At 69.7% G+C, this 22,506-nt stretch carries 24 protein-coding genes; 12 read left to right on the forward strand and 12 right to left on the reverse strand.

The window, feature by feature from the left end:
* The first annotated feature begins 66 nt into the window (after positions 1–66).
* The 3 genes from corA (at position 67) to ACZ63J_RS09980 (ending at position 2,828) form a co-directional block, all read left to right on the forward strand.
* Positions 67–1,155 carry a magnesium/cobalt transporter CorA gene (corA, locus tag ACZ63J_RS09970; protein WP_465403895.1) on the forward strand — a complete coding sequence of 363 codons (1,089 nt, stop codon included), beginning with the start codon at positions 67–69 and terminating at the stop codon, positions 1,153–1,155.
* 180 nt (positions 1,156–1,335) lie between these two features.
* A complete protein-coding gene (locus tag ACZ63J_RS09975) occupies positions 1,336–1,986 on the forward strand; it encodes a metallophosphoesterase family protein (RefSeq protein ID WP_465403897.1) in 651 nt (216 codons plus the stop codon).
* Positions 1,983–2,828 carry a chromosome partitioning protein ParB gene (locus ACZ63J_RS09980; protein WP_465403898.1) on the forward strand — a complete coding sequence of 282 codons (846 nt, stop codon included), beginning with the start codon at positions 1,983–1,985 and terminating at the stop codon, positions 2,826–2,828. The genes ACZ63J_RS09975 and ACZ63J_RS09980 overlap by 4 nt, the downstream gene beginning before the upstream one ends.
* Positions 2,829–2,882: 54 nt before the next feature.
* Here the strand turns inward: ACZ63J_RS09980 and ACZ63J_RS09985 are convergent, their stop codons facing one another.
* The 3 genes from ACZ63J_RS09985 to ACZ63J_RS09995 all read right to left on the reverse strand — a co-directional run bounded on the left by ACZ63J_RS09985 (position 2,883) and on the right by ACZ63J_RS09995 (position 5,682).
* Positions 2,883–3,623, reverse strand: coding sequence for a hypothetical protein (locus tag ACZ63J_RS09985; protein ID WP_465403900.1), 741 nt, complete (start codon positions 3,621–3,623; stop codon positions 2,883–2,885).
* On the reverse strand, positions 3,623–4,117 hold the full coding sequence (locus tag ACZ63J_RS09990; protein WP_465403901.1) for a SigE family RNA polymerase sigma factor: 495 nt from the start codon (positions 4,115–4,117) through the stop codon (positions 3,623–3,625). Before ACZ63J_RS09990 ends, ACZ63J_RS09985 begins: the two co-directional genes overlap by 1 nt.
* Positions 4,118–4,182: 65 nt before the next feature.
* Positions 4,183–5,682: an MFS transporter gene (locus ACZ63J_RS09995; RefSeq protein ID WP_465403903.1), complete on the reverse strand. Its 1,500-nt coding sequence runs from the start codon at positions 5,680–5,682 to the stop codon at positions 4,183–4,185.
* 120 nt (positions 5,683–5,802) lie between these two features.
* On the opposite strand from ACZ63J_RS09995, the gene ACZ63J_RS10000 reads away from it, so the two are divergent.
* The 3 genes from ACZ63J_RS10000 (at position 5,803) to ACZ63J_RS10010 (ending at position 7,637) form a co-directional block, all read left to right on the forward strand.
* Positions 5,803–6,468, forward strand: a complete 666-nt coding sequence (locus ACZ63J_RS10000) for a TetR/AcrR family transcriptional regulator (RefSeq protein ID WP_465335643.1) — start codon at positions 5,803–5,805, stop codon at positions 6,466–6,468.
* A gap of 83 nt (positions 6,469–6,551) precedes the next feature.
* Positions 6,552–7,388, forward strand: coding sequence for a helix-turn-helix domain-containing protein (locus ACZ63J_RS10005; RefSeq protein ID WP_465403905.1), 837 nt, complete (start codon positions 6,552–6,554; stop codon positions 7,386–7,388).
* A gap of 9 nt (positions 7,389–7,397) precedes the next feature.
* A complete protein-coding gene (locus tag ACZ63J_RS10010) occupies positions 7,398–7,637 on the forward strand; it encodes a DUF397 domain-containing protein (RefSeq protein ID WP_465403906.1) in 240 nt (79 codons plus the stop codon).
* Here ACZ63J_RS10010 and ACZ63J_RS10015 read toward each other — a convergent pair.
* Positions 7,621–7,815 (reverse strand): PspC domain-containing protein, encoded by a 195-nt coding sequence (locus ACZ63J_RS10015; RefSeq protein ID WP_465309383.1) that lies wholly within the window; start codon positions 7,813–7,815, stop codon positions 7,621–7,623. The genes ACZ63J_RS10010 and ACZ63J_RS10015 overlap by 17 nt on opposite strands.
* Before the next feature lie 286 nt (positions 7,816–8,101).
* On the opposite strand from ACZ63J_RS10015, the gene ACZ63J_RS10020 reads away from it, so the two are divergent.
* Positions 8,102–8,974, forward strand: a complete 873-nt coding sequence (locus ACZ63J_RS10020) for a hypothetical protein (RefSeq protein WP_465403907.1) — start codon at positions 8,102–8,104, stop codon at positions 8,972–8,974.
* A 65-nt stretch (positions 8,975–9,039) separates the two neighbouring features.
* Here the strand turns inward: ACZ63J_RS10020 and ACZ63J_RS10025 are convergent, their stop codons facing one another.
* The 6 genes from ACZ63J_RS10025 to ACZ63J_RS10050 form a co-directional block, all read right to left on the reverse strand.
* The gene (locus ACZ63J_RS10025; RefSeq protein WP_465403908.1) at positions 9,040–10,221 is read right to left on the reverse strand and encodes an ABC transporter ATP-binding protein; all 1,182 of its coding nucleotides are present in this window, start codon (positions 10,219–10,221) and stop codon (positions 9,040–9,042) included.
* A 2-nt stretch (positions 10,222–10,223) separates the two neighbouring features.
* Complete coding sequence (locus tag ACZ63J_RS10030) at positions 10,224–11,063, reverse strand: carbohydrate ABC transporter permease (RefSeq protein WP_465403909.1); 840 nt, start codon at positions 11,061–11,063, stop codon at positions 10,224–10,226.
* A complete protein-coding gene (locus ACZ63J_RS10035) occupies positions 11,063–12,034 on the reverse strand; it encodes a carbohydrate ABC transporter permease (protein ID WP_465403917.1) in 972 nt (323 codons plus the stop codon). Before ACZ63J_RS10035 ends, ACZ63J_RS10030 begins: the two co-directional genes overlap by 1 nt.
* Positions 12,031–13,353, reverse strand: a complete 1,323-nt coding sequence (locus ACZ63J_RS10040) for an ABC transporter substrate-binding protein (RefSeq protein WP_465403919.1) — start codon at positions 13,351–13,353, stop codon at positions 12,031–12,033. Before ACZ63J_RS10040 ends, ACZ63J_RS10035 begins: the two co-directional genes overlap by 4 nt.
* Positions 13,354–13,596: 243 nt before the next feature.
* Positions 13,597–14,121 carry a YflT domain-containing protein gene (locus tag ACZ63J_RS10045; RefSeq protein ID WP_465309454.1) on the reverse strand — a complete coding sequence of 175 codons (525 nt, stop codon included), beginning with the start codon at positions 14,119–14,121 and terminating at the stop codon, positions 13,597–13,599.
* A 122-nt stretch (positions 14,122–14,243) separates the two neighbouring features.
* The gene (locus tag ACZ63J_RS10050) at positions 14,244–15,440 is read right to left on the reverse strand and encodes an acyl-CoA dehydrogenase family protein (RefSeq protein WP_465403921.1); all 1,197 of its coding nucleotides are present in this window, start codon (positions 15,438–15,440) and stop codon (positions 14,244–14,246) included.
* 176 nt (positions 15,441–15,616) lie between these two features.
* Between ACZ63J_RS10050 and ACZ63J_RS10055 the strand changes: the two genes are divergently transcribed.
* A complete protein-coding gene (locus ACZ63J_RS10055) occupies positions 15,617–16,300 on the forward strand; it encodes a DUF4190 domain-containing protein (RefSeq protein ID WP_465403923.1) in 684 nt (227 codons plus the stop codon).
* On the opposite strand, the gene ACZ63J_RS10060 is transcribed toward ACZ63J_RS10055, so the two are convergent.
* Entirely contained in the window at positions 16,297–17,220 is a 924-nt protein-coding gene (locus tag ACZ63J_RS10060) for a slipin family protein (protein ID WP_465403925.1), read from the reverse strand. The genes ACZ63J_RS10055 and ACZ63J_RS10060 overlap by 4 nt on opposite strands.
* Before the next feature lie 93 nt (positions 17,221–17,313).
* Between ACZ63J_RS10060 and ACZ63J_RS10065 the strand changes: the two genes are divergently transcribed.
* The 4 genes from ACZ63J_RS10065 to ACZ63J_RS10080 are packed head-to-tail and all read left to right on the forward strand — an operon-like array spanning position 17,314 to position 21,150.
* Positions 17,314–18,213, forward strand: a complete 900-nt coding sequence (locus ACZ63J_RS10065; protein ID WP_465403927.1) for an aminoglycoside phosphotransferase family protein — start codon at positions 17,314–17,316, stop codon at positions 18,211–18,213.
* Between the two features lie 10 nt (positions 18,214–18,223).
* Positions 18,224–19,501, forward strand: a complete 1,278-nt coding sequence (locus ACZ63J_RS10070) for a magnesium transporter MgtE N-terminal domain-containing protein (protein WP_465403929.1) — start codon at positions 18,224–18,226, stop codon at positions 19,499–19,501.
* The gene (locus tag ACZ63J_RS10075; protein WP_465309361.1) at positions 19,494–19,994 is read left to right on the forward strand and encodes a DUF1003 domain-containing protein; all 501 of its coding nucleotides are present in this window, start codon (positions 19,494–19,496) and stop codon (positions 19,992–19,994) included. The genes ACZ63J_RS10070 and ACZ63J_RS10075 overlap by 8 nt, the downstream gene beginning before the upstream one ends.
* A gap of 10 nt (positions 19,995–20,004) precedes the next feature.
* On the forward strand, positions 20,005–21,150 hold the full coding sequence (locus ACZ63J_RS10080; protein WP_465335657.1) for an Mrp/NBP35 family ATP-binding protein: 1,146 nt from the start codon (positions 20,005–20,007) through the stop codon (positions 21,148–21,150).
* On the opposite strand, the gene ACZ63J_RS10085 is transcribed toward ACZ63J_RS10080, so the two are convergent.
* Positions 21,147–22,463 (reverse strand): hypothetical protein, encoded by a 1,317-nt coding sequence (locus tag ACZ63J_RS10085; RefSeq protein WP_465403931.1) that lies wholly within the window; start codon positions 22,461–22,463, stop codon positions 21,147–21,149. The two genes, ACZ63J_RS10080 and ACZ63J_RS10085, sit on opposite strands and share 4 nt — an antisense overlap.
* Between the last annotated feature and the right edge of the window lie 43 nt (positions 22,464–22,506).

A 22,506-nucleotide genomic window follows, 5' to 3' on the forward strand; every position in this document is an offset into this window, starting at 1 on the left:
CCGGGCGGACTCTTCCGCCCCTGGTCAGTCGTCTCGCACGACCACGCACGACGCCCAGGAGGTCCCATGCCTGCCATTCCGTCGCTCGGCGGCCTTCGCGGCCGCGGCGGCAGCCGCGCCAAAGGCGTGCCCGTGCGCCCCGTCCCGGTGCCGCTGTCCGCGTACGTCGTCGACTGCGCGGTGTACGTCGGCGGTGAGCGCCTGCCCGGCCGCTGGACGCACATCGAAGCGATCAAAGAGGTCCGGAAGCGGCACGAGGGGTTCGTCTGGATCGGGCTGCACGAGCCGGACTCCCAGCAGATCCAGGGCATCGCGGAGACCTTCGGGCTGCACGAGCTGGCGGTCGAGGACGCGCTCGAAGCGCACCAGCGGCCGAAGCTGGAGCGCTACGACGACACGCTGTTCCTCGTGGTGAAAACCGTCCGGTACGTCGAACACGAGTCACCCACAACGGCGAACGAGATCGTCGAAACGGGCGAACTCATGGTGTTCCTCGGCCGCGACTTCGTCATCACGGTGCGGCACGGGAACCACTCCGGTCTGGCGCGGCTGCGCCGTGAGCTCGACGAAGACCCGGAGCGGCTGAAGCTCGGGCCGTCCGCGGTCGTGCACGCGATCGCCGACCACGTCGTCGACCACTACCTCGACGTCACGGGCCGGATCGAGAACGACATCGACGTGATGGAGGCGCAGGTCTTCGCGCCCCGGTCGCAGATCAGCGCCGAGCAGATCTACCTGATGAAGCGGGAGGTCCTCGAGCTGCGCCGCGCGGTGATGCCGCTCGCGACGCCGGTCCAGCGCCTGGCCGAGGGCTACACGCGGCTGGTGCCGGACGAGGTCCGCTCGTACTTCCGCGACGTCGCCGACCACCTCACGACCGTGTCCGAACGGGTGGCGGCGTTCGACGAGCTGCTGTCCACCCTGGTCGACGCGACCGTCGCGAAGATCTCGCTGCAGCAGAACACCGACATGCGCAAGATCACGTCGTGGGCGGCGATCATCACCGTGCCGACGATGATCGCGGGCATCTACGGGATGAACTTCGACTACCTGCCCGAGCTGCACTGGAAGTTCGGGTACCCGCTGGTGATCACCGTGATCCTGGCGATCTGCCTGTTGCTGTACCGAATATTCCGGAAGAACGGCTGGCTCTAGGTCCCCTTTCTTTTCCCACCGGATTCGGAGAATTCGCCATGTCCCGGATGCTGTCCAACCTGAAGTTCTGGGCGCTCGCGCTCAGCGTGCTGTGGATCGTCGTCATCACTTTTGTCATCGTCGCCGACCCGGGGTTCGCGCACGGAATGAAGTGACGCCGCGGCGTCGTACCCTGGGCGTATGCCGAAAGCGCTGGTGGTCGCCGACGAGGTGGACGAGCGGTTGTGGACCGACGCGGTCCGCTCCTGCGCCGTCGACCTCGTCATCGGCGCCGGCGACCTCCCCTACGACTACCTCGCGTTCCTGGCCAGCGCGCTCGACGCGCCGTGCGTGTTCGTGCCCGGGAACCACGACCCGGACCTGAGCGGCTACACGCGCTACGGCGGGCTGTCCATGAAGGACGGTTTCCCGACGGTCTGGCCGGGCCCGGCCGGCGGCATCAACGCCGACGGCCGGGTCGTCGACGTCGCCGGCATCCGGTTCGCCGGCCTCGGCGGCTCGATCCGCTACAACGACGGGCCGAACCAGTGGACGCAGCGCCAGCAGGCGCGGCGGGCCCGCGGGCTGGTGCGCCGCGCTCGCTGGCGTCGCCGTCGTGACGGCCGCGACGTCGACATCCTGCTGACGCATTCGCCGCCGCTGGACCTCGGCGACCGTGCGGACCCGCCGCACCGCGGGTTCGCGTGCCTGCACCGGACGATCGAGGTGCTGCGGCCGAAGTGGCTGCTGCACGGGCACATCCACCCCCACGGCGAGCGAGTGCCGGACCGCGTCGTCGGCGAAACCCGCGTCCGCAACGTGGTGGGCCACCGGATCATGGAGTTCTCATGAAAGAGACGGGCTTCCCCCGCGCCGACGCGGAAAACGACTTCCTCCGCGCGCGCCGGGGCCAGGTGCTCTCGCGGCTTTCGACGTGGCTGCGCCGCGAACCCGACGACGTCAACATCATGCTGCCGTTCCACGAGGTCGTGGAGGCGCTGGGCTACCTCGGCGAGAGCCGGATCGGGCTGCGGGTGATCAAGCTGGACTCGATCGTCGGCACGGTCGACCGCAGCCGCGACTTCGACCGCCGCTTCCGCCCGACGTCGGCCCGCGTCCGCGAACGCTGGGAGCGGCTGGCGCTGGCGTCCCGGCGTGGTGAGGAGATCCCGCCGATCGAGGTCTACCGCGTCGGCGAGCTGCACTTCATCATCGACGGCCACCACCGGGTCTCGGTCGCGCACGCGCAGGGACTGTCCACAATAGAGGCATCGGTGACGGTGGTCCGGACCAAACTGGACCCGAGCGGCATCCGCCACCGCGGCGACCTGATCGTCAAGGACTACCGGCGGCTGTTCCTGGAGCGAGTGCCGCTGACCGGCCACGCGCGGGCGTCGGTGATCGTGTCGGACCCGTGGGACTACGCGAAGCTGGGCGAGCACGTGGAGGCGTGGGGCTTCCGGCTGATGCAGGACGAGGGCAAGTTCTGCGACCGGACGAGCATCGCGCAGCGCTGGTTCGACGAGGAGTTCGTGCCGGTGGTGTCGATGCTCAGCCAGGCGGGCATGGTCGGCGACCGCACGGAGGCCGAGGCGTACATGTGGGTGGCGGCGGAGCGGTACCGGCTGATCCGGACGCATCGGTGGGACGACGAGGTCATCGAGACTTTGCGTTCCCGCGGCACGATGTCGTGAGTGGTAATTAGGGTTCTAACCCGAATTACCACTCACGACAAGCTGCGGCAGACCTCAGAAGGCGAGCTCCGGGGTCAACGCCAGCTGCCGCACCTGCTCCAGCGTCAGCGTCGGCTCCGGGCGCTGCTCCGGCAGCCGGACGTCCTTCTGTTCCAGCACCCCGCTGCTGGTCGACCAGAACTGCACCTGCGCGGTCGAGCCTGCGAGCGACGCGCGGTTCTTCAGCGCGTCGCCCGTGTGCAGCGTCGACAACCACAGGACGCCCTGGGGGGTCGGCTCCGTGCCGCAGGTGATCTCGCCGGGTGCGCCGCACGGTGGGCCGCCGCGGCCGCCGGGCACGATCAGCACGTACACCGAGCCCGTTCCGCGCTCGTCCGTCACCCGGACCCCCATGTGGAACAACGCCTGCGCGGGTGCCGGGCCGATCTCGTCGGCGACGAGGTGGAACGGGTCCTCCGGCGGCGTCTCCCCCGGGATCGTCAGCCGCGTGATCCGCGCGTCCGGGTCGAGCATCGACCGGACGGCGTTGCCGATCAGGCAGCTCAGCCGATCGACCAGAGCAGAGCGCGTGCCCGTGGCCGTGGGGCACGGGCGGTTCGCGACTTCGGCGCGGTGCGGGAGCACCACCACCGCCAGTCCCAGCGCGAGCACCACCACGGCGATCGCCACCGCTCCGGTGAGCAGGTGCTGCCGCCGCGACCGGCGGGCCGACGCCAGGACCTCGGCCGCCGAAAGGCCCAGGGGCGGTTCGCCCTCGGTCACGTAAGCCGTCAATGCGGACCGGACGTCTTCCATCACCACTCCTCCGCCGTCGGCGCGGGCAGGACCGCGCGCAGGGCTTCGACACCGCGGGCCGTCTGGGACTTGACCGTGCCCTCGGCGACGCCGAGCAGCGAAGCAACCTCCGCCACCGGGAGGTCTTCGAGGAACCGCAGGACGACCATCGCGCGCTGCCGCGGCGTGAGGCCGGCGAGGGCGCGCTCGACGTCGAGGCGCACGGGGGTGTCGCGGCCCGGTGGTGACTCCTGGTCCGGCGGGGACGAAGTCACGTACTCGCGGACCAGCCCACGACGGCCGGCCAGGAAGAGGTTCAGCAGGATGCGGCGGGCGTACCCGTCGACCGTGGCCGGGCGGACGCGCCGCCAGTGCCGGTACAGCTGCACGAACATGCCCTGGACCAGGTCCTCGGCCGCGTGCCAGTCACCGCAGAGCGCAAACGCGACCCGCCGGAAGCGCTGCACGCGCGCGGCGAAGTAGTCGCTGAAATCGAGGTCTCTCGACGCCCCCACCCGGCCCTCCTTCGCACGTTTCAGTGTTACTAGTGCGCGGAGGGCCGGGAAGGTTCAAGCGAGACTCACATGTGCACGGCGCCGGGAGCGGCTTCGCCCTTCGGGACGCCGGACTGCAGCAGCAGGCCGCTGATCAGCGCGCCCGCCGCGAAGATCACGGCCGCCCAGGTGAACGCCGTCGTGTAGCTCTCGATCGCCGCCTCGGCCGCCAGCTGCGGCGTCGGGACCTTGCCCGCGAGGTACGACGTCGCCGCGTTGCCGGCCAGCGTCGACAGCAGGGCCGTGCCGATCGAGCCGCCGACCTGCTGCATCGTGTTGACCGCCGCCGACGCGACACCGGCGTCGTGCGCCTCGACGCCGAACGTCGCGACGCTCATCGCCGGCGCCATCGCCAGCCCGATACCGAAGCCCATCACCAGCAGCGGGCCGAGCACACCGGACGCGTACGTGCTGTCCAGGCCGATGCCGCTCAGCCAGAACAGGCCGACCGCCGCGATCGCCATGCCGGTCGGGACCAGCGGACGCGGGCCGAAGCGCGGCAGCAGGACGGCCGTCGCGGTGGTGGCGGCCAGCATCAGCGTCGCGACCATCGGCAGGAAGCCGACGCCGCTCTCGATGGGGGTGAAGCGAAGGTTCTGCTGCACGTAGAACGTCAGGAACAGGAAGATCGCGAACATGCCGATGGCCAGCAGGAACATCGCCAGGTACGAGCCGCCGCGGTTGCGGTCGAGCAGCACGCGCAGCGGCAGCAGCGGGTGCGAGACGCGCTGCTGCAGCCAGACGAACACGCCCAGCAGCACCACACCGGCGGCGAGGAAGCCCCACACCGAGACCGACGACCACGAGTCCGACTCCGCGTTCGCGAAGCCGTAGACCAGCGCGAACAGGCCGGCCGACGCGGTGACCGTGCCCGGCAGGTCGAGCTTCGGGCGCGGGCCGTCGTCACGCTGGTTGCGCAGCAGGATCGAGCCGCCGACAAACGCGACGACCGCGAAGATGATGTTCACGAACATGCACCAGCGCCAGTCGAGGTACTCGGTCAGCACGCCGCCGAGCAGCAGCCCGACCGCCGCGCCGCCACCGCCGATGGCCCCGAACACGCCGAACGCGCGGCCGCGTTCCTTCGGGTCGGTGAACGTCGTGGTGAGCAGCGAAAGCGCGGCCGGCGCGAGCAGCGCACCGAAGACACCCTGGGCCGCGCGGGCGATCAGCAGCATTTCGATGTTGCTCGCCGCGCCGCCGAGCGCGGACACCGCGGCGAACCCGGCGAGGCCGACGAGCAGGGCGTTCTTGCGGCCGAAGACGTCGGCCAGGCGGCCGCCGAGCAGCAGCAGGCTGCCGAACGCGAGCGCGTACGCCGTGACGACCCACTGCCGCGCGTCGTTGGAGAAGCCCAGGTCGACCTGGGCCGAGGGCAGCGCGATGTTCACGACGGTCGCGTCCAGCACCACCATCAGCTGCGCGATGCCGATCATCACCAGGATCAGCCAGCGCCTGGCGTGATGCGGGTTCTCGACGGCGCGCGCGTCCCCCGGCGGCGCGACCGCGAGAGTGGATTCGGACATGGGTGTCCCCTCACTGGGAGTGATCAAGACGGTATGTGGAGTAGGTATCTCCCCTTACGCGACCCAAGGTACACACAAACCGGAGAAGGTGCCTCTACTTGACGCGTTAGACTGGACGGCATGGCACGGGACGCTGGTCCCGCCGCACCGGCGCGGCCGCTGCGACGTGACGCTGAACTCAACCGCCGTCGCATCCTCGCGTCGGCCCGCGAAGTGTTCGGCCAGCGCGGGCTGGAAGCCACGCTGGACGACATCGCCCACCACGCCGGCCTCGGCGTCGGCACGGTCTACCGCCGGTTCCCCAGCAAGGAACACCTGGTCGAGGCCATGTTCGCCGAGCGGATGGAAGAAATCGGCGACCTCGCCGAAACCGCGCTGAAGGCCGAAGACGCGTGGGAAGCCTTCGTCGACTTCACGTGGAAAGCGGCCGAGCTGCACTCCACGGACCGCGGGCTGCGCGAGATCATGCTGTCGAACAAGTTCGGCCACGAGCACGTCGCCGAAGAGAAAGCCCGCATGGTGCCGTTGATCACACAGCTCGTCGAGCGGGCGCAGGACGCCGGTGGGCTGCGGGCGGACTTCGCTCCGTCGGACATGGCGCTCGTGCACATGATGGTCGGCTCGGTGGTCGAGTTCACGTGCGCGGTCGACCCGGACCTGTGGCGCCGCAGCCTCGGCATGCTGCTCGACGGGCTCCGCGCCGAGCCCGGCAAGCCCTCGCAGCTGACCCGCCCGCCGCTCGACGAGCAGGAGATCGACCGCGCGATGTCCTGCTGGCGCCCCTGATGGGGTGATCGGCGCGGGATCCCGGCGCCGCCCTCCCGCCCGGACACTGCACCCCGCGCGATCATGGCGACGGGGAGGTGCGGGTGGCGTACTACAGCGTTCCGGCGATTCGACGGCTCCAGCTCGGACGGGAGCTGAAGGCCTGGCGCGAGAAGGCCGGGCTGACGCTGGAACAGGCGGGCGGCGACCTCGACCTGTCGAAGAGCACGCTGTCGCGGATGGAGAAGGGCCAGGGGCCGATTCATCCGCTGCACGCGCGGGCGATGGCGGAGCTGTACCGGGTGCCTGAAGACGACCTGGTCGAGCTGGTCGACATCGCCCGCGAGGCCCGGCGGCCCAACCAGAACCGCATCGAGGGTGTTTCGGTAGGCAGCTACCCGGCCTTGGAGGCGGAATCGGTCTCAGTGCGCAACTTCGAGTTGGCGTGGGTTCCCGGCTTGCTGCAGACCGAAGCCTTCACTCGCGCCCTCTACGCCGACAGCGGTACCCGCGAGCGCAATCACATGCTGCACGTGCGAATGCGCCGCTGCGAGCGGTTGAAAGGCGACGACCCGCTGCAGTTGCACGCGATCGTCGACGAGACCGCGCTCGTGCGGAAGGTCGCGGAACCGCACGTGCTGGTAGCGCAGATGCTGCACATCATCGAGCTGACCGAACTGCCCAACGTGAAAGTGCAGATCATCCCGGCCGGCGCCGGAACGTACGTGGGCCTGCGTGGCGCCTTCACCATCCTGAGCTTCCCACCGGACACGATCACCCCCCTCGGCTATGTCGACCACGCCGCGGGCAACCTGCAGTTGGTCAAGCTGACCCAGATCTCCGAGCTGGCAAGGCGCTTCACCGCCCTTGGTAAGCTCGCGCTGAGCGAGAAGGAATCCTGCGAGCTGCTACTCCGGCTCGCGGACCAGCTGAGCGCATAGGGGTGGGCTGTGGAACAGGCTTGGCGGAAGAGCAGCTACAGCGGCGGCGAGCAAACCGCATGCGTGGAAGTTGCGCTCGCATGGCGGAAGAGCAGCTACAGCGGCAACGAGCAAACCGCGTGTGTCGAAGTTGCGTTCGTTCCCACTGCCGTGGCGGTGCGGGACTCGAAGGATCCCTCCGGCCCGCACTTCGCCGTCGACGCTTCCGCCTGGCGCGGCTTCCTCACCGCCGTCACTCGGACGGGATGACCGCCCACAGGATCAGGTAAGCCACGAACTGCGGCCCGGGCAGCAGGCAGCTCAGCACGGCCAGCAGCCGCACGGTGCCGGTCTTCATGCCCCACCGCTGGGCGAGACCGGCGCAGACGCCGCCGATCATGCGGCCGTGGCGCGGGCGGGACAGCCGTCGTGTGACCGGTGCGCTCATCGTCTTTTCCCTTTCCTCGAACTTCCTCTTATCCCCACTTCACCACCGGAGCACCCGGTTCCGCATCGCTCGTGGGAAGGATCGCTCCCTTAGGGGACGGTAAAGGCGAAAGACGTTCAGGCACTGCGGATTCCGCCGTCGCCGGGCCGGGAAACCGGTGACCTGCGCGTTCTCCGCGCGCGATGCGGAAAATACTGAGAGATGTCCCCGTCAGGGCTGTTTTTTCGCCCCGATGTGGTGATACTTACGCCCCGTGTACCCGCGTTGGAAAAGCTTGGCCGTCGTAATGCTCTGCGCCCTCCTCGCGGCGGGCTGCGCCTCCACGCAGGCCGCGCCCGAGCAGACGTCCGGCCCCACGCCGCTGACCGCGGGCGGCGCGCTCGGCGACTTCGGCACCGTCGACTACTGCAGCCTGCTCGACGTGCCCGAGGTCGCGCCCGGCGCCGTCGCCACCCCGACGTTCGAAAGCTGCCTGGCCCAGGCCGGCCCGCGCACGATCCTCGTCGGGCCGCTGGCCTTCGACTCCGACCCGAACATCAAGCCCTACGCCTACGCGGGCCCGGTGCCCGACGGCGTCGCGATCCAGCAGTCGATGTTCAACGACCGCAGCGCCTGCACCCGCGCGATCACCTTCGCCGACGGCAACCGGCTCGACCTCTCGGTGACCGACGAGGGCGGCAACCAGGCCGAACGCTGCGGGGTCGCGGACGCGACCGTCGGCTCGGCGCTCACGGCCATCACCGGCAACAAGGTCAAGCGGCTGACGTTCCCCGAGAAGTCGTGGGGCCTGGTGCTGCCGTGCGCGATGCTCGACAGCCACGAGCTCGACGCCGTCTCGGGCGCCGGCACCCGGCCGACGACCGGGCTGTCCGGGCACAGCTGCTTCCGCGGCAAGGTCAGCTTCAAGCTGACGGTGGAGACGATCGAACCGCAGATGCCGGCCGTCTCGGACGAGCAGATCGGCGGCCGCGAGGCCCGGCTGCGTCAGTCCGGCGCGTTCTGCCTGGTCGACACCAGCCAGCCGGCCCCGGGCCTGCCCGGCCACCGCGAACTGGCGGAGATCAGCGTGGTCGAGACCGCGGGCACGGCGAACGACGCCACCTGCGGCGTGGCCCGCACCGCCGCCGCGGTCCTGCTCCCGAAGCTGCCCCGGGCCTGACCGCCGTCGTGAGTGGTAATTAGGGTTAGAACCCCAATTACCACTCACGACGAGGTGCGGCAGGGTCAGTCCTCGTAGGTGAGGTTCTTGCCGTTGGCCGGGTCGAACAGCTTGATCTTGTCCGCGTCGAACCAGACCTCGAGGTCCGAGTTCTCCTTCGCCGACGACTCCGCCGAGAGCCGCGCGACGATCTGGGACTCCGAGCCCGGCACGTCGGCCGAACCGCTGTCCGCGGCCAGTTCCGCGAGCTCCGCGGACGTCGCCACGTCACCTTCGAGCGTGAAGTGGGCGAACTTCTCCGAGCCCATCGACTCGAGCACGTCGATGTGCGCGGTGAACGTGCCGCCGCCCGCCTTCTGGCCCGCTTCGACCAGCGCCGCGTCCTCGAAGTGCTCCGGCCGGATGCCGACCAGCACCTCGCGGGGCGCGTTCGCCTTCTCCACCAGCTGCCGGACCCGGTCGGTGAGCGGCGTGGTGCCCAGCGGGCTGCGCAGCTCGTTGTTCTCCAGCGTCGCCGGGACGAAGTTCATCGACGGCGAGCCGATGAACCCCGCGACGAAGAGGTTCGCCGGGTTGTCGTAGAGGAACTGCGGCGCGCCGATCTGCTGCACGTACCCGCCGCGCAGCACCACGACCCGGTCGCCCAGGGTCATGGCCTCGGTCTGGTCGTGCGTGACGTACAGCGTCGTCGTGCCGAGCTGCTTCTGGATCTTCGACACCGACGTCCGCATCTGGCCGCGGAGCTTGGCGTCCAGGTTGGACAGTGGCTCGTCCATCAGGAACGCCTTCGGGTTCCGGACGATCGCCCGCCCCATCGCGACGCGCTGGCGCTGGCCACCGGAGAGGTTGGCCGGCTTGCGGTCCAGGTGCGCGGTCAGGTCGAGGATCGTCGCCGCCTCCTCGACCTTCGCCCGCACGGTCTTGTCGTCGACCTTCGCCAGCCGCAGCGGGAACGCCATGTTCTCCCGCACGCTCATGTGCGGGTAGAGCGCGTAGGACTGGAACACCATCGCGATGTCGCGGTCCTTCGGGGCCTTCTCGTTGACGCGCGCACCGTCGATGCGCAGCTCACCGGAGGAGATGTCCTCCAGGCCGGCCACCATGTTCAGCGTGGTCGACTTCCCGCAGCCGGACGGGCCGACCAGGATGATGAACTCGCCGTCGGCGATGGTGATGTCCACTTCGGACACCGCGAGCGCGCCGTCGGGGTACTTCTTCGACACCTTGTCGAGGACGATTTCAGCCATGACTACCCCTTCACCGCACCGGAGGTCAGCCCCGCCACGATGCGACGCTGGAAGAACAACACGAACACAATGATCGGGATGGTGATGACGACCGCGGCCGCGCTCACCTGACCCGTCGGGTCCTCGAACTGCGAGGACCCGGTGAAGAACGACAGCGCCGCCGGCACCGTGCGCGACGCCGTGGTCGACGTCAGCGAGATGGCGAACAGGAAGTCGTTCCAGCAGAAGATGAACACCAGGATCGCGGTGGTGAACACCCCCGGCGCGGCCAGCGGCGCGATCACCCTCCGGAACGCCTGGGCCGGCGTCGCGCCGTCCATCTTCGCCGCTTTCTCCAGCTCCCACGGGATTTCCCGGAAGAACGCCGACAGCGTGTAGATCGACAGCGGCAGGGCGAACGTGATGTAGGGCAGGATCAGCCCCGGCCAGGTGTCGAACAGCGCCAGGTTCCGCTCGATGTTGAACAGCGGGGTCACCAGCGACACCTGCGGGAACATCGCGATCAGCAGCGAGAGCCCGACGAGCAGCTGCTTGCCGGGGAACTCCAGCCGCGCGATCGCGTAGGCGGCCATCGTGCCCAGCACCACCGCGATCACCGTGGAGATGATCGCGATGCCGATCGAGTTCACCAGCGCCAGCAGGAACTCCGACGTCTGGAAGATGTCCGCGTAGTTCTGCCAGGTCCACGACTGCGGGATGAAGAACCCGTCGGTCAGCGTGTCCTTGGTCTTGAACGACAGCGAAACGACCCAGAGCACCGGCACCAGCGCGAACACCAGCACGAGGATGTCGACCAGGCCCCAGCGAACTTTGCGGCCCGTCGTGACGGTTCCCATCACCATCAGCGCTTACCCCCCGTGTCCGAACCCGGTGCGGCCGTGCCGAACACCTTGATGAAGATGAACGCGATGATCGCCACCGTGATGAAGATCAGCACGGCCATCGTCGACCCGATCCCGAGGTTGAGGCCCTTGACCAGGTTGTCGTAGGTCTGCATGGACACCGAGCCGGTGTCCTGCGCGCCGCCGGTGAGGACGTAGATGTTGTCGAAGATCCGGAACGCGTCGAGCGTGCGGAACAGCAGGGCCACCAGGATCGCCGGCTTCATCACCGGCAGCATCACCTTGGTGAACCGCTGCCACGCGCTCGCGCCGTCCATCGCCGCGGCCTTGAGCAGGTCGTCCGGCACCAGCGCCAGGCCGGCCATCAGCAGCAGCGCCATGAACGGCGTGGTCTTCCACACCTCGGCGCCGATGATGATGAACAGCGACGGCCACTGGTCGGTGAGCGGCGCGCCGTCCGCGGCGAGCCAGTTCGCCAGGTAGCCGGTCTTCGGCGTCCACGCGTAGTACCACGAGAACGCCGCGACGACCGTGACGATGCCGTACGGGATCAGCGCGACCGTGCGGACGAGCCCGCGCCCGACGAGCGTCCGGTGCATCACCAGCGCCAGCGCCATGCCGAGGACGAACTCGATCGCCACCGACACGACGGTCAGGAACATGGTCGTCCCGAACGCCGTCCACCAGTACGAGTTGGACAGCACGGCGCCGTAGTTGGCGAAGCCGACGAACTCCTGCTGCGCCGGGAACCGCAGGTCGTACCGCTGCAGCGACAGCCAGATCGAGTAGACGATCGGGTAGCCGGTGACGGCGATCATCACGACGAACGCGGGCGCGCACAGCCACAGCCCGAGCTTCCGCTCGGCCTTCTTCCCTTCGGAGAGCGCGGGTTTGCCCTTCCTGCCCGACGTCGCCTCCCCGGCGACCGTGGCCCCGGCGGTGTCGGCCGGGGTCGAGTCCTGAACGGTCACGGGATCACTCCCTTCGACTGGAGCGCGTCGTTGAGCTGCTCGCGCAGCTTGTCCGCGGTGGCCTTCGGGTCGATTTCGGCCGGCGGTGAAAGGACCTTCGACATCACCGTCGACATGTTCTGGTAGGCCGGGGTCAGCGGCCGCACGGCGGCGTCCTTCAGCGCGTCCAGGATGGAGTCGCGCATCGGGTACTTGATCGCCATGTTCGGGTTGTCGTCACCGGCCGGCTTCGACGGGTCGAGCGGGGTGTCGTTGTGGTACACCGATTCGATGGTCGGCGGCACACCGTCGTTGATCGCCGAGAACTTCTGGTTCTCCGCGCTGCGCAGGCACAACGCCGCTTCGTACGCCTCGGGCTTGTGCGCCGACAGCGAGCTGACCGCGAGGTCGTACCCGCCGATGGTGGTCTTGGCCGGGGTCCCGGCCTGCGCCTCGGGGTAGACGGCCCACTTGAAGTGCGAGACGTCGGACGCCTTGTCCTTCGCGTAGGAGGCGTAGACGAACGGCCAGTTCAGCTCGAACGCGGCGTCCCCGCGCTGGAACGTCTGCCGGACGTCGTCCTCCTTCGAGTTGGTCAGCGACGCGTCGGTGATCCCGGACGCGGTGATCTGCTTCAGCAGCGCGAGCGCCTTCACCGCGCCTTCGTCCATCACGACGGACTTGCCGTCGTCGGACAGGATGTGCCCGCCCATGGACTCGACGAGCGTGTTGTAGAAGACGACGAGGCCTTCGTACTGCGCGCCGGTGAAGACGATGCTGTACGGCTTGCCCTGCGCCTTGAGCTCCTGCGACTTCTGGATCATCTCGTCCCACGTCTTGGGCGCGGACGGGGTGATCCGGTCGTCGTACCAGAGCAGCTGGATGTTCGTGTTCTTCGGGGCCGCGTAGAGCTTCCCGTTGTAGGTCGCCGTTTCCAGCGGGCCCTGCAGGACTCCCTGGGACGCCGCGGTCTTGTTCTGGTCCTTCCACTCCTCGATCCACCCGGCTTCGGCGAACTCCGAAACCCAGGTCACGTCGAGGCCGAGGACGTCCATCGCGGTGTCGCCCGCGGCGAGCCGCCTGGCCATTTGCAGGCGCTGGTCGTCCGACCCGCGCTGCAGTTTGTTGTAGACGATCTCGTAGCGGCCGCCCGCTGCCTGGTTGCAGTTGTCGACGACTTTCTGAAAGCTGTCTTCGGGCGCGTAGTAGACGTTGATCTTCAACCCGCCACCCGAACCGCAACCGGCCAGCATGCCGGTCACCAAAGCCCCTGCCCCCAGCAGGACCGCGGTGCGGCCGGGCGAACGTCCCCGTTTGCCCGCGCCGATCCTCTTCCCCATCAGGCCTCCTCACCCGCGTGCACGCCGGTTACCGCGGCGCCCGGTGGGCACCACGACGCGATGAGGCGAACCGCGCCAGCACCCCGACGTGCTAGTGCTCGGGCGGCCGCGCTGGTTGGGCGAGGCCGCCCGACTGGTGTCGGACAACTTATGCCGGGCGATCACACCCCGCAAGCAGTATCGGTAACGATTCAGCCCACTGCAGACTGAACTGTGATTTTTCCCTGCTAGGGGTGGGGTTTCCTAGGGGTGGGCAGGGGGCGGCTTGAGCGCCAGCTTCGCGAGCAGCTCGCGCGCCTGCTCCGCCGAGCGCGGCTGGCACAGGACGTCGTAGCGGCCGGCGACCAGCTGGCTCGCCGAGGAGAAGTCCCGCCGCCCCCGCGACATGCTGTACCCGATCGCGGCGAACATCAGGCCGGAGAGCACGCCCAGCACGAGCCCGGTGAGCAGCTGCAGCGCGAAGCCCTGGTTGACGAACAGGCCGAGCAGCAGGCCGGCGAACAGGCCGAACCAGGCGCCGGAAACCGCGCCGGTGCCGAGCACGCGTCCCCAGGACAGCTTCCCGATGACGCGTTCGACGAGCATGAGGTCGACCCCGACGATGGTCACGTCGCTGACGGAGAACTCGCTGTCCGCGAGGAAGTCGACCGCCTGCTGCGCCTCGCCGTAGGTCGCGTACGAGCCGATCGGCCAGCCGGTCGGCGGGGTCGGCAAGCGCGGCAGGCCTTGGGGCGCCCGGCCTCCGCCGAAGGGACTACTCACCATCATCACCTGCGCACTCGTGGGTCCTGGGCGTCCATCTTGTCAAGAACGCCCGGACCGTGCGAGCCGCTTACCCCGAAAGGCCGGACGCCGAATTGTCGACACAGCGACAATCCGGCGTCGAGGCCTCAGGACCGGGACTTGTACTCCCGCAGCAACCCCCGGCTGATGATCGTCTTCTGGATCTCGCTCGTGCCCTCGCCGATCAGCAGGAACGGCGCCTCGCGCATCAGCCGCTCGATCTCGTACTCCTTCGAGTACCCGTAACCGCCGTGGATGCGGAACGAGTCCTGCGTGACCTCCGCGCAGTATTCCGACGCGATCAGCTTGGCCATCCCCGCTTCGACGTCGTTGCGCTCGCCCGAGTCCTTGAGCCGGGCCGCGTTCACCATCATCAGGTGGGCCGCCTCGACCTTGGTCGCCATCTCGGCCAGCTTGAACCCGATCGCTTGATGCTCGGCGATCGGTTTGCCGAACGTCTTGCGCTGCTGGGCGTACTCCACCGCCAGCTCGAACGCCCGGATCGCGATGCCGCACGCGCGCGCCGCGACGTTCACGCGGCCGACCTCGACACCGTCCATCATGTACGCGAACCCGCGGCCCGGCGCCTCGCCGAGGACCATGTCCCCGCCGATCTTGTAGCCGTCGAACACCGCTTCCGTGGTGTCGACGCCCTTGTACCCCATCTTGTCGATCTTGCCGGGGATGGTGAGCCCGGGCGCCACCTCGCCGAAGCCCTCCGGCTTCTCGACGAGGAACGTCGTCAGGTTCTGGTGGGCCTTCTCGGCGCCTTCGTCGGTCTTGACGAGCAGCGCGATCAGGTTGGACGAACCGCCGTTCGTCAGCCACATCTTCGAACCGTCGATGACGTAACCGTCGCCTTCGCGGCGAGCGCGCGTCTTGATCGCGGCGACGTCCGAGCCGAGGTCCGGCTCCGACATCGAGAACGAGCCGCGGACCTCGCCGGTGGCCATCCGCGGGAGGAAGTGCTGCTTCTGCGCCTCCGTGCCGTGGCGGGTGATCATGTGCGCCACGATGAAGTGCGTGTTGATCACGCCGGACACGCTCATCCAGCCGCGCGCGATCTCCTCGACGACCAGCGCGTAGGTCAGCAGCGACTCGCCGAGCCCGCCGTACTCCTCCGGGATGGTGATCCCGAACAGGCCCATCTCCTTCATGCCCTCGACGATGTCCGCCGGGTAGGTGTCGGAGTGCTCGAGCTCCTGCGCGTGCGGGATGACCTCCTTGTCCACGAACGAGCGGACGGTCGCGAGGATCTCCGACTGCACGTCGGACAGGCCGGCGGTCTGGGCGAGGCGGGCCATCACGGCTCCCTTCCTGGAGACGCGCGCCGGCTCCCGGCGCTGGGTTACCGGTGAGTATGACCCGGTTCGCGCGTCGCTGCTATGAGGGCGCTCACGCTCCGCCGGGTGGATCTCCCGCCGACGGCCCGACCCGAACGGCTAACGTTGGAGCCCTGCACGAAGCGAGGGGACCCGTCATGACCGACCCGTCCGGGGACAAGGACCGTCCGGCCGCCGATCCGACCGTGTCGTACGAGCCGCCGCCGCCCGCGGAGGCGCCGTCCTACACACCGGAGAGCTACGACCCGCCGTCCACCGCCGAGCCGGACACGGCCACGGCCGACACCACGGTCTCCGACACCACCGTCGCGGACCCGGGCGCCGGCGACACCACCGTCGCCGAGCAGCCCGCCCCGCTGCCGCCGGGCTCGTTCGAGACGCCCGCCGCGCACATCCCCGGCACGCCGTACGCCGCCCCGGGCCAGCCGCAGCCGGTGTACCCGCAGCCCACCTACCCGCAGCAGCCGACGTACCCGCAGCAGACCTACCAGCAGCCGTACCCGTCCCCGTACGGCGGCCCGGCGTACGGGCCGCCGGCGCCCTTCGGCCAGCCCGGGTACGGCCTCCAGGCGCGCAAGCAGGACAACGCGCTCGCGATCGGCGCGCTGGTCTGCTCGATCCTCGGCTTCTGCTCCGGCATCACCGCGCTCGCCGGGCTGATCATGGGCCACATCGCGCTGAGCAAGACCAACCGCGGCGAAGCGGGCGGCCGCGGGCTCGCCACGGCCGCCGTGATCGTCGGTTACGTCGTCATCGCGCTGTGGGTCGGCTTCTTCACCACCATCATCATCCTGGGCGCGAACGGGCAGCTCGACAGCTAGTCGGCGGCCGGCAGCGCCGCGTCGCCCGGGCTGCGCGGCGCCGGCGCCGCGTGGCCGTTCGCCTCCGGTTTCGCCTCCACCGCTTCGGGTTCCGGCTGGGGCTCGGGCTCGGGCTTGGGTGCCGGCTTCGGCGCGGCGGCTTCGGCGGCGTCGGCCGCGGACACTCCGCGTCGCGTGTTCGAGTCCAGGAAGCGCAGCAGCTCCACCGGGAACGGCAGCACCAGCGTCGAGTTCTTCTCGGCGGAGACCTGCACGACCGTCTCCAGCAGCCGCAGCTGCAGCGCCGCGGGCGTGTCGGCCATCGTCGCCGCGGCCTGCGCGAGCTTGTGCGACGCCTGCAGCTCACCGTCGGCGGAGATGACGCGCGCGCGCCGTTCCCGCTCCGCCTCGGCCTGCCGCGACATCGAGCGCTTCATCGCCTCCGGCAGCGCGACGTCCTTGATCTCGACGCGGTCGATGTGGATGCCCCAGTCCAGCGCGGGGCTGTCGATCATCAGCTCGAGGCCTTCGTTGAGCCGCTCCCGGTTGGAGAGCAGGTCGTCGAGGTCGCTCTTGCCGATGATCGAGCGCAGCGACGTCTGGGCGACCTGGCCGACCGCGGACCGGTAGTCCTGCACGTTGACCGCCGCGATCACCGGGTCGATGACCTTGAAGTAGACCACCGCGTCGACCCGGACGGTGACGTTGTCCCGGGTGATGCCGTCCTGGGCGGGCACCGGCAGGGTCACGATCTGCATGTTGACCTTCTGCAGCCGGTCGGCGAACGGGACCAGCATCGCCAGGCCGGGCTCGCGGACCTGGGCGCGGACGCGCCCGAACCGGAAGACCAGCCCGCGTTCGTACTGCTTCACCACACGCACGCTGGCCGCGAGCCAGGCACCTCCCGCGACGACGACGGCGCTGAGAATCTCCACCACCATGGCAGCTCCCGGGGTTGTCGTCCCCTGAAATCCCAGCGTACGCCCGTGCGGAGCAGGGCGAAACGCGCTGGACGCGGCTGCCAGGCTGAGGGGGTGAACGACTTGCGCGTCCCCCCGCTGTTCGCCGGCCGGGCGCCGCGGGTGCTCGGCCCCGAAGCCGTCCCGTGGCTGGCGGCGTTGCCGGAGCTCGCCGCCGGCTACGCCCGGAAGTGGGACCTCACCTTCGAGGGCGAGGCGATGCACGGGTACGTCGGCGTGGTGCAGCCCGCGCGGCGCGCCGACGGCACCCCGGTCGTGCTGAAACTGGGCTGGCGCGACGAAGAATCCGCCGACGAGCCGCTCGCACTGTCCACATGGGCCGGTCGCGGTGCGGTGCGGCTACTGGACTCCGCGCCCGAGGACGGCGTCCTCCTGCTGGAGCGGCTCGACGCCACGCGCACCCTCGACGACCTCCCGCTGCGCGAGGCCGTTCCCGTCCTCGGCGAGCTGGCGCGGCGCCTGGCCGTGCCCGCGCCGCCGGCACTGACCCGGCGGCTGCGCACCGAAGCCGCAAACCTCACCGAGGAGCTCCCCCGCCGCTGGACCGAGCTGGGCGAGCCGTTCGAGCGGCGGCTGGTGGACAACGCCGTCGCGATCTGCCGCGAGCTCGGGCCGTCGTCGGGCGAACTTCTGGTGAACGAGGACCTGCACTTCCAGAACGTCCTGGCCGGCACGCGCGAGCCGTGGCTGGTCATCGACCCGAAACCGCTCGCCGGTGACCTCGAGTGGGGCGTGATCCCGTTGTTCTGGAACCGCTTCACCGAGTCCACACTGGACGCGCGGTTCGCACTGATCGTCGCTTCGCAGGAGCTGGACGCCGAGAAGGCGCGCGCGTGGACGCTCGTGCGGGCGGTGCAGAACTGGCTTTGGAAGGCGGAAGGGGACAACGAGGACAGCGACGACCCGGCCTTCGTCACAGTGGCGGAAATCGCTCCGTGGGCGGCCAGCCGATAGTGTCAGCGGCATGGCCGCGGTCAACAGGGTTTTCGCAGCTCAGCTGTCCGGGTTGCCGGTATTCGGCCCCGACGGCGAGTCCATCGGCCGGGTCCGCGACCTGGTCGCCGGCCTGCGCCTGGACGCCCAGCCGCCGCGGATCCTCGGCCTGGTCGTCGAGCTGACCACGCGCCGCCGGGTCTTCGTGCCGATGCTGCGGGTCACCTCGATCGAGCCGACCGCCGTGACGCTCGCCACCGGCTCGGTCAACATGCGCCAGTTCAACCAGCGCCCCAACGAGGTCCTGGTGCTCGGCCAGCTCCTCGACGCCCACGCCACGCTGGCCGGGTCCGAAACGCGGATCACGGTCGTCGACGCCGGGATGGAGCCGACCCGCACCCGCGACTGGGTGCTGGCCAAGCTGGCCATCCGGGAGCGGCGGCTCGGGCTGACCCGCCGTCGCGCGACCATGCAGGTGCTGCCCTGGTCGGAGGTCTCCGGCCTCGGCCTCAACGACCTCGGCGCGCAGCCCCAGGGCGCCGGGCAGCTGCTCATGCTGTTCGACACCATGCGCCCGGCCGACATCGCCGCGACCGTGCGCGACCTGCCGCTCAAGCGGCGCCACGAGGTCGCCGACGCGATGGACGACGAGCGCCTCGCCGACGTCATCGAAGAGCTGCCCGACGACGACCAGAAGGAGCTGCTGGCCTACCTGGCCGAGGAGCGCGCGGCCGACGTCCTCGAGGCGATGAACCCCGACGACGCCGCCGACCTGCTGGCCGAGCTGGCCCCGGCCGAGCAGAACCGGCTGCTGGAGCTGATGGAGCCGGAGGAGTCCGCGCCGGTCAAGCGGCTGCTGGCGTACTCGTCCGACACCGCGGGCGGCCTGATGACGCCGGAGCCGGTGGTGCTGACCCCGGACACGACCATCGCCGAGGCGCTCGCGCACATCCGCAACGCCGAGCTGCCGCCGGCGCTGGCCAGCATGGTGTTCGTCTGCCGCCCGCCGACCGCGACGCCGACCGGCCGCTACGTCGGTGTTGTCCACTTCCAGCGGCTGCTGCGGGAGCCGCCCGCGGAGCTCGTCGCCAGCGCCGTCGACACCGGGCTGCCGCCGCTGCAGCCGCGCGCGTCGCTGGCCGAGGTCACGCGGTACTTCGCGGCGTACAACCTGACCTGCGGACCGGTCGTCGACAGCGAAGACCACCTGATCGGCGCGGTGACCGTCGACGACGTCCTCGACCACCTGCTGCCCGAGGACTGGCGCGAAACCGGCCTGCACGACACCTTGGAGGAAGACCGTGCCTGAGCTGACTTCGGGACGGCGGCTCGACCAGCCCCGCAGCCAGAACCGGTTCAAGCTGAACATCGATCCGGACTCCTTCGGGCGGTTCACCGAGCGGATCGCGCGGTTCCTCGGCACCGGGAAGTACCTGTTCTGGCAGACGCTCATCGTGATCGTCTGGATCGTGCTGAACCTGGCCGCGGTTTCGCTGCAGTGGGACCCGTACCCGTTCATCCTGCTCAACCTGGCTTTTTCGACGCAGGCGGCGTACGCGGCGCCGCTGATCCTGCTGGCGCAGAACCGGCAGGACGACCGCGACCGCGTCTCCCTGGAGGAGGACCGGAACCGGGCGCTGCAGACGAAGGCCGACACGGAGTACCTGGCCCGGGAGCTGGCCGCGCTGCGGCTCGCGGTCGGCGAAGTCGCGACGCGGGACTACCTGCGCAGCGAGCTGGACCGGCTGCGCGACGACCTCGACGTCAAGCCCAGGAAGCCGCGCACTCCTACCGGCTCGTAACATGGGTCGGGTGACCAGCACCCAGCAGCTCCCCAGCGTCGACGACGTCCGCAGCGCGCTGAAGAGCGTGCAAGACCCGGAGATCAAGAAACCGATCACCGACCTGGGGATGGTGAAGGACGTCGTCGTCGGCGACGACGGAGTGGTCACCGTCGGGATCTACCTCACGGTGGCCGGCTGCCCGCTGAAGGCGACGCTCACGAACGACACCCGCGAGGCGGTGGCGAAGCTCCCGGGTGTCGCCGACGTGCGCGTCGAGCTGGACGTGATGAGCGACGAGCAGCGCTCCGAGCTGCGCAAGTCCCTGCGCGGTGACACCGACGAGCCGGTGATCCCGTTCGCGCAGCCGGGCTCGATGACGCGGGTGTACTGCGTCGCGTCCGGCAAGGGCGGCGTCGGCAAGTCGTCGGTCACGGTGAACCTGGCCGCGGCGATGGCCCAGCGCGGGCTGTCGGTCGGCGTGGTGGACGCGGACATCTACGGCCACTCGATCCCCCGCATGCTGGGCGCGCGCGAGAAGCCGACCAAGGTCGACACGATGATCATGCCGCCACAGGCCCACGGCGTGAAGGTGATCTCGATCGGCATGTTCACCCCGGGCAACACCCCGGTGGTCTGGCGCGGCCCGATGCTCCACCGGGCGTTGCAGCAGTTCCTGGCCGACGTCTTCTGGGGCGACCTCGACATCCTGCTGCTGGACCTCCCGCCGGGCACCGGCGACATCGCGATCTCGGTGGCCCAGCTGATCCCGAACGCGGAGATCCTGGTGGTGACGACCCCCCAGCAGGCGGCGGCCGAGGTGGCCGAGCGGGCCGGGGCGATCGCGCTGCAGACGCGTCAGCGCGTGGCGGGGGTCATCGAGAACATGTCGTGGCTGGAGCAGGAAGACGGCTCCCGCCTGGAGATCTTCGGCTCGGGCGGCGGTGCTTCGGTGGCGGCGTCGCTGTCGAAGTCGATCGGGTCGGAGGTGCCGCTGCTGGGGCAGGTGCCGCTGGACCCCCGCCTGCGCGAGCAGGGTGACGCGGGTGAGCCGTTGGTTTTGGCGGCGCCGGATGCGCCGGCTTCGGTGGTGTTGAAGGAAGCGGCGAAGAAGCTGACCGTTCGGGCTCGGGGGTTGGCCGGGATGATGCTGAACGTGACTCCCGCGGGTCGTTAGGCCGAGCCGGCCTCCAGCATTTCGCGCAGGACTTCCCGAAGCTGCCCGGCTTCGGTGTCCCATTCCAGCACTCGCAGGGTGTCGAGGTGCTGGGCGCTCGCTGCGGAACGCACACTCGCGGCGTGGTCCGGCAGCACCACGAGCAGGGGCAGGCCTCGCGGCACCCGCTCCAGCCAGTCGACCAGCCTGGACCACCTCGCCCGCTTGCCCACCACCTGGGCCCGCACCTCGACCGCGACCTCGCGGTCACCGTTCCGCACCATCGCGTCGACCCGGATCCGGCGCCGGGCGGTGCCCTCGAACGCGACGTCGAAGTCGACCTGCCACTCCGGCGCGGCGACCGCCCGCAGCCGGGCGAGGACGTGCTGTTCGAAAGCCGCCGGCGCGACCCGCCGCAACCTCGCCAGGGCCGCGAGCGTCTCCGCGCCACCGGCCCGGACCGCGGCGCTGTCCTTCTCCGACAGCACCGCGCCGCCGGTCAGCTCCTTGACCGCGGCGGCGAGCTTGCGCAGCGTGTCGACGATCGTCTCGTCGAGGATTCCGCGCCCCCGGAGCACCGCGACGACCTCGTCCACACTCCCGATCTCGTCACCGACCGGGCCGGCCAGCCTGATCAGGACCTCCTCGATCTCCCGCCAGAGCGTGGTCAGGTCCGCGACCTGGTCGACCTCGGGCGCCGGGATGTCCAGCAGCGGCTCCCGGTTCTCGAAGTCGCCGTCCCCGGCGGCCAGCTCCTCCTGCGCGACCCCGACCTTGCGCGCTTTGAGCCGGACCTGCTCACCGAGGTCGACGATCGAATCCGTCACCGGCGCCCGGACGATGTCGAGGTCGGCCAGCGCGCCCATGAAGGTGGTGCGAGCCCAGAGGTAGCCCCCGAGGAACCCGACGGGGGCGAAGAACACCAAGATCCCGCCCGCGGCCGCGACACTGACGTCGGAGTCGCTCATCGCGGCGCCGAGCGTTCTGCTCAGGCTTCCGAAGCCGGTGACGAGGTTGCCCAGCTCGACGAGGCCGATGCCCAGGATCGCCTTGGTGAGCCAGTCCGACACCTGCTCGAGGTTCGTGTTGACGGCGTACCCCGGCTTGCCGCCGGTTTCTCCTTCGACCCGGCGCGGAATGCCGAACAGGAACCCGAGGATCACGCCGAAGATCACCGCGGCCAGGGCGGCGAGCAGACCGACGGCCGCCGCCTGCACCGCGGCGGACTGCACGGATCCGTAGGCGATCACGACCACGGCCCCGAAGGCCAGCAGCCCGGCCAGGGTCTGGAAAGTGGTGCGGTACCAGCTTCTTATGCGTTCGATCGCCGCCATTGAGACCTCCCGCAGCACAGTCGCGGGGTTCACAAGACGCGTT

The organism is Amycolatopsis sp. NPDC104863 (assembly GCF_055582965.1).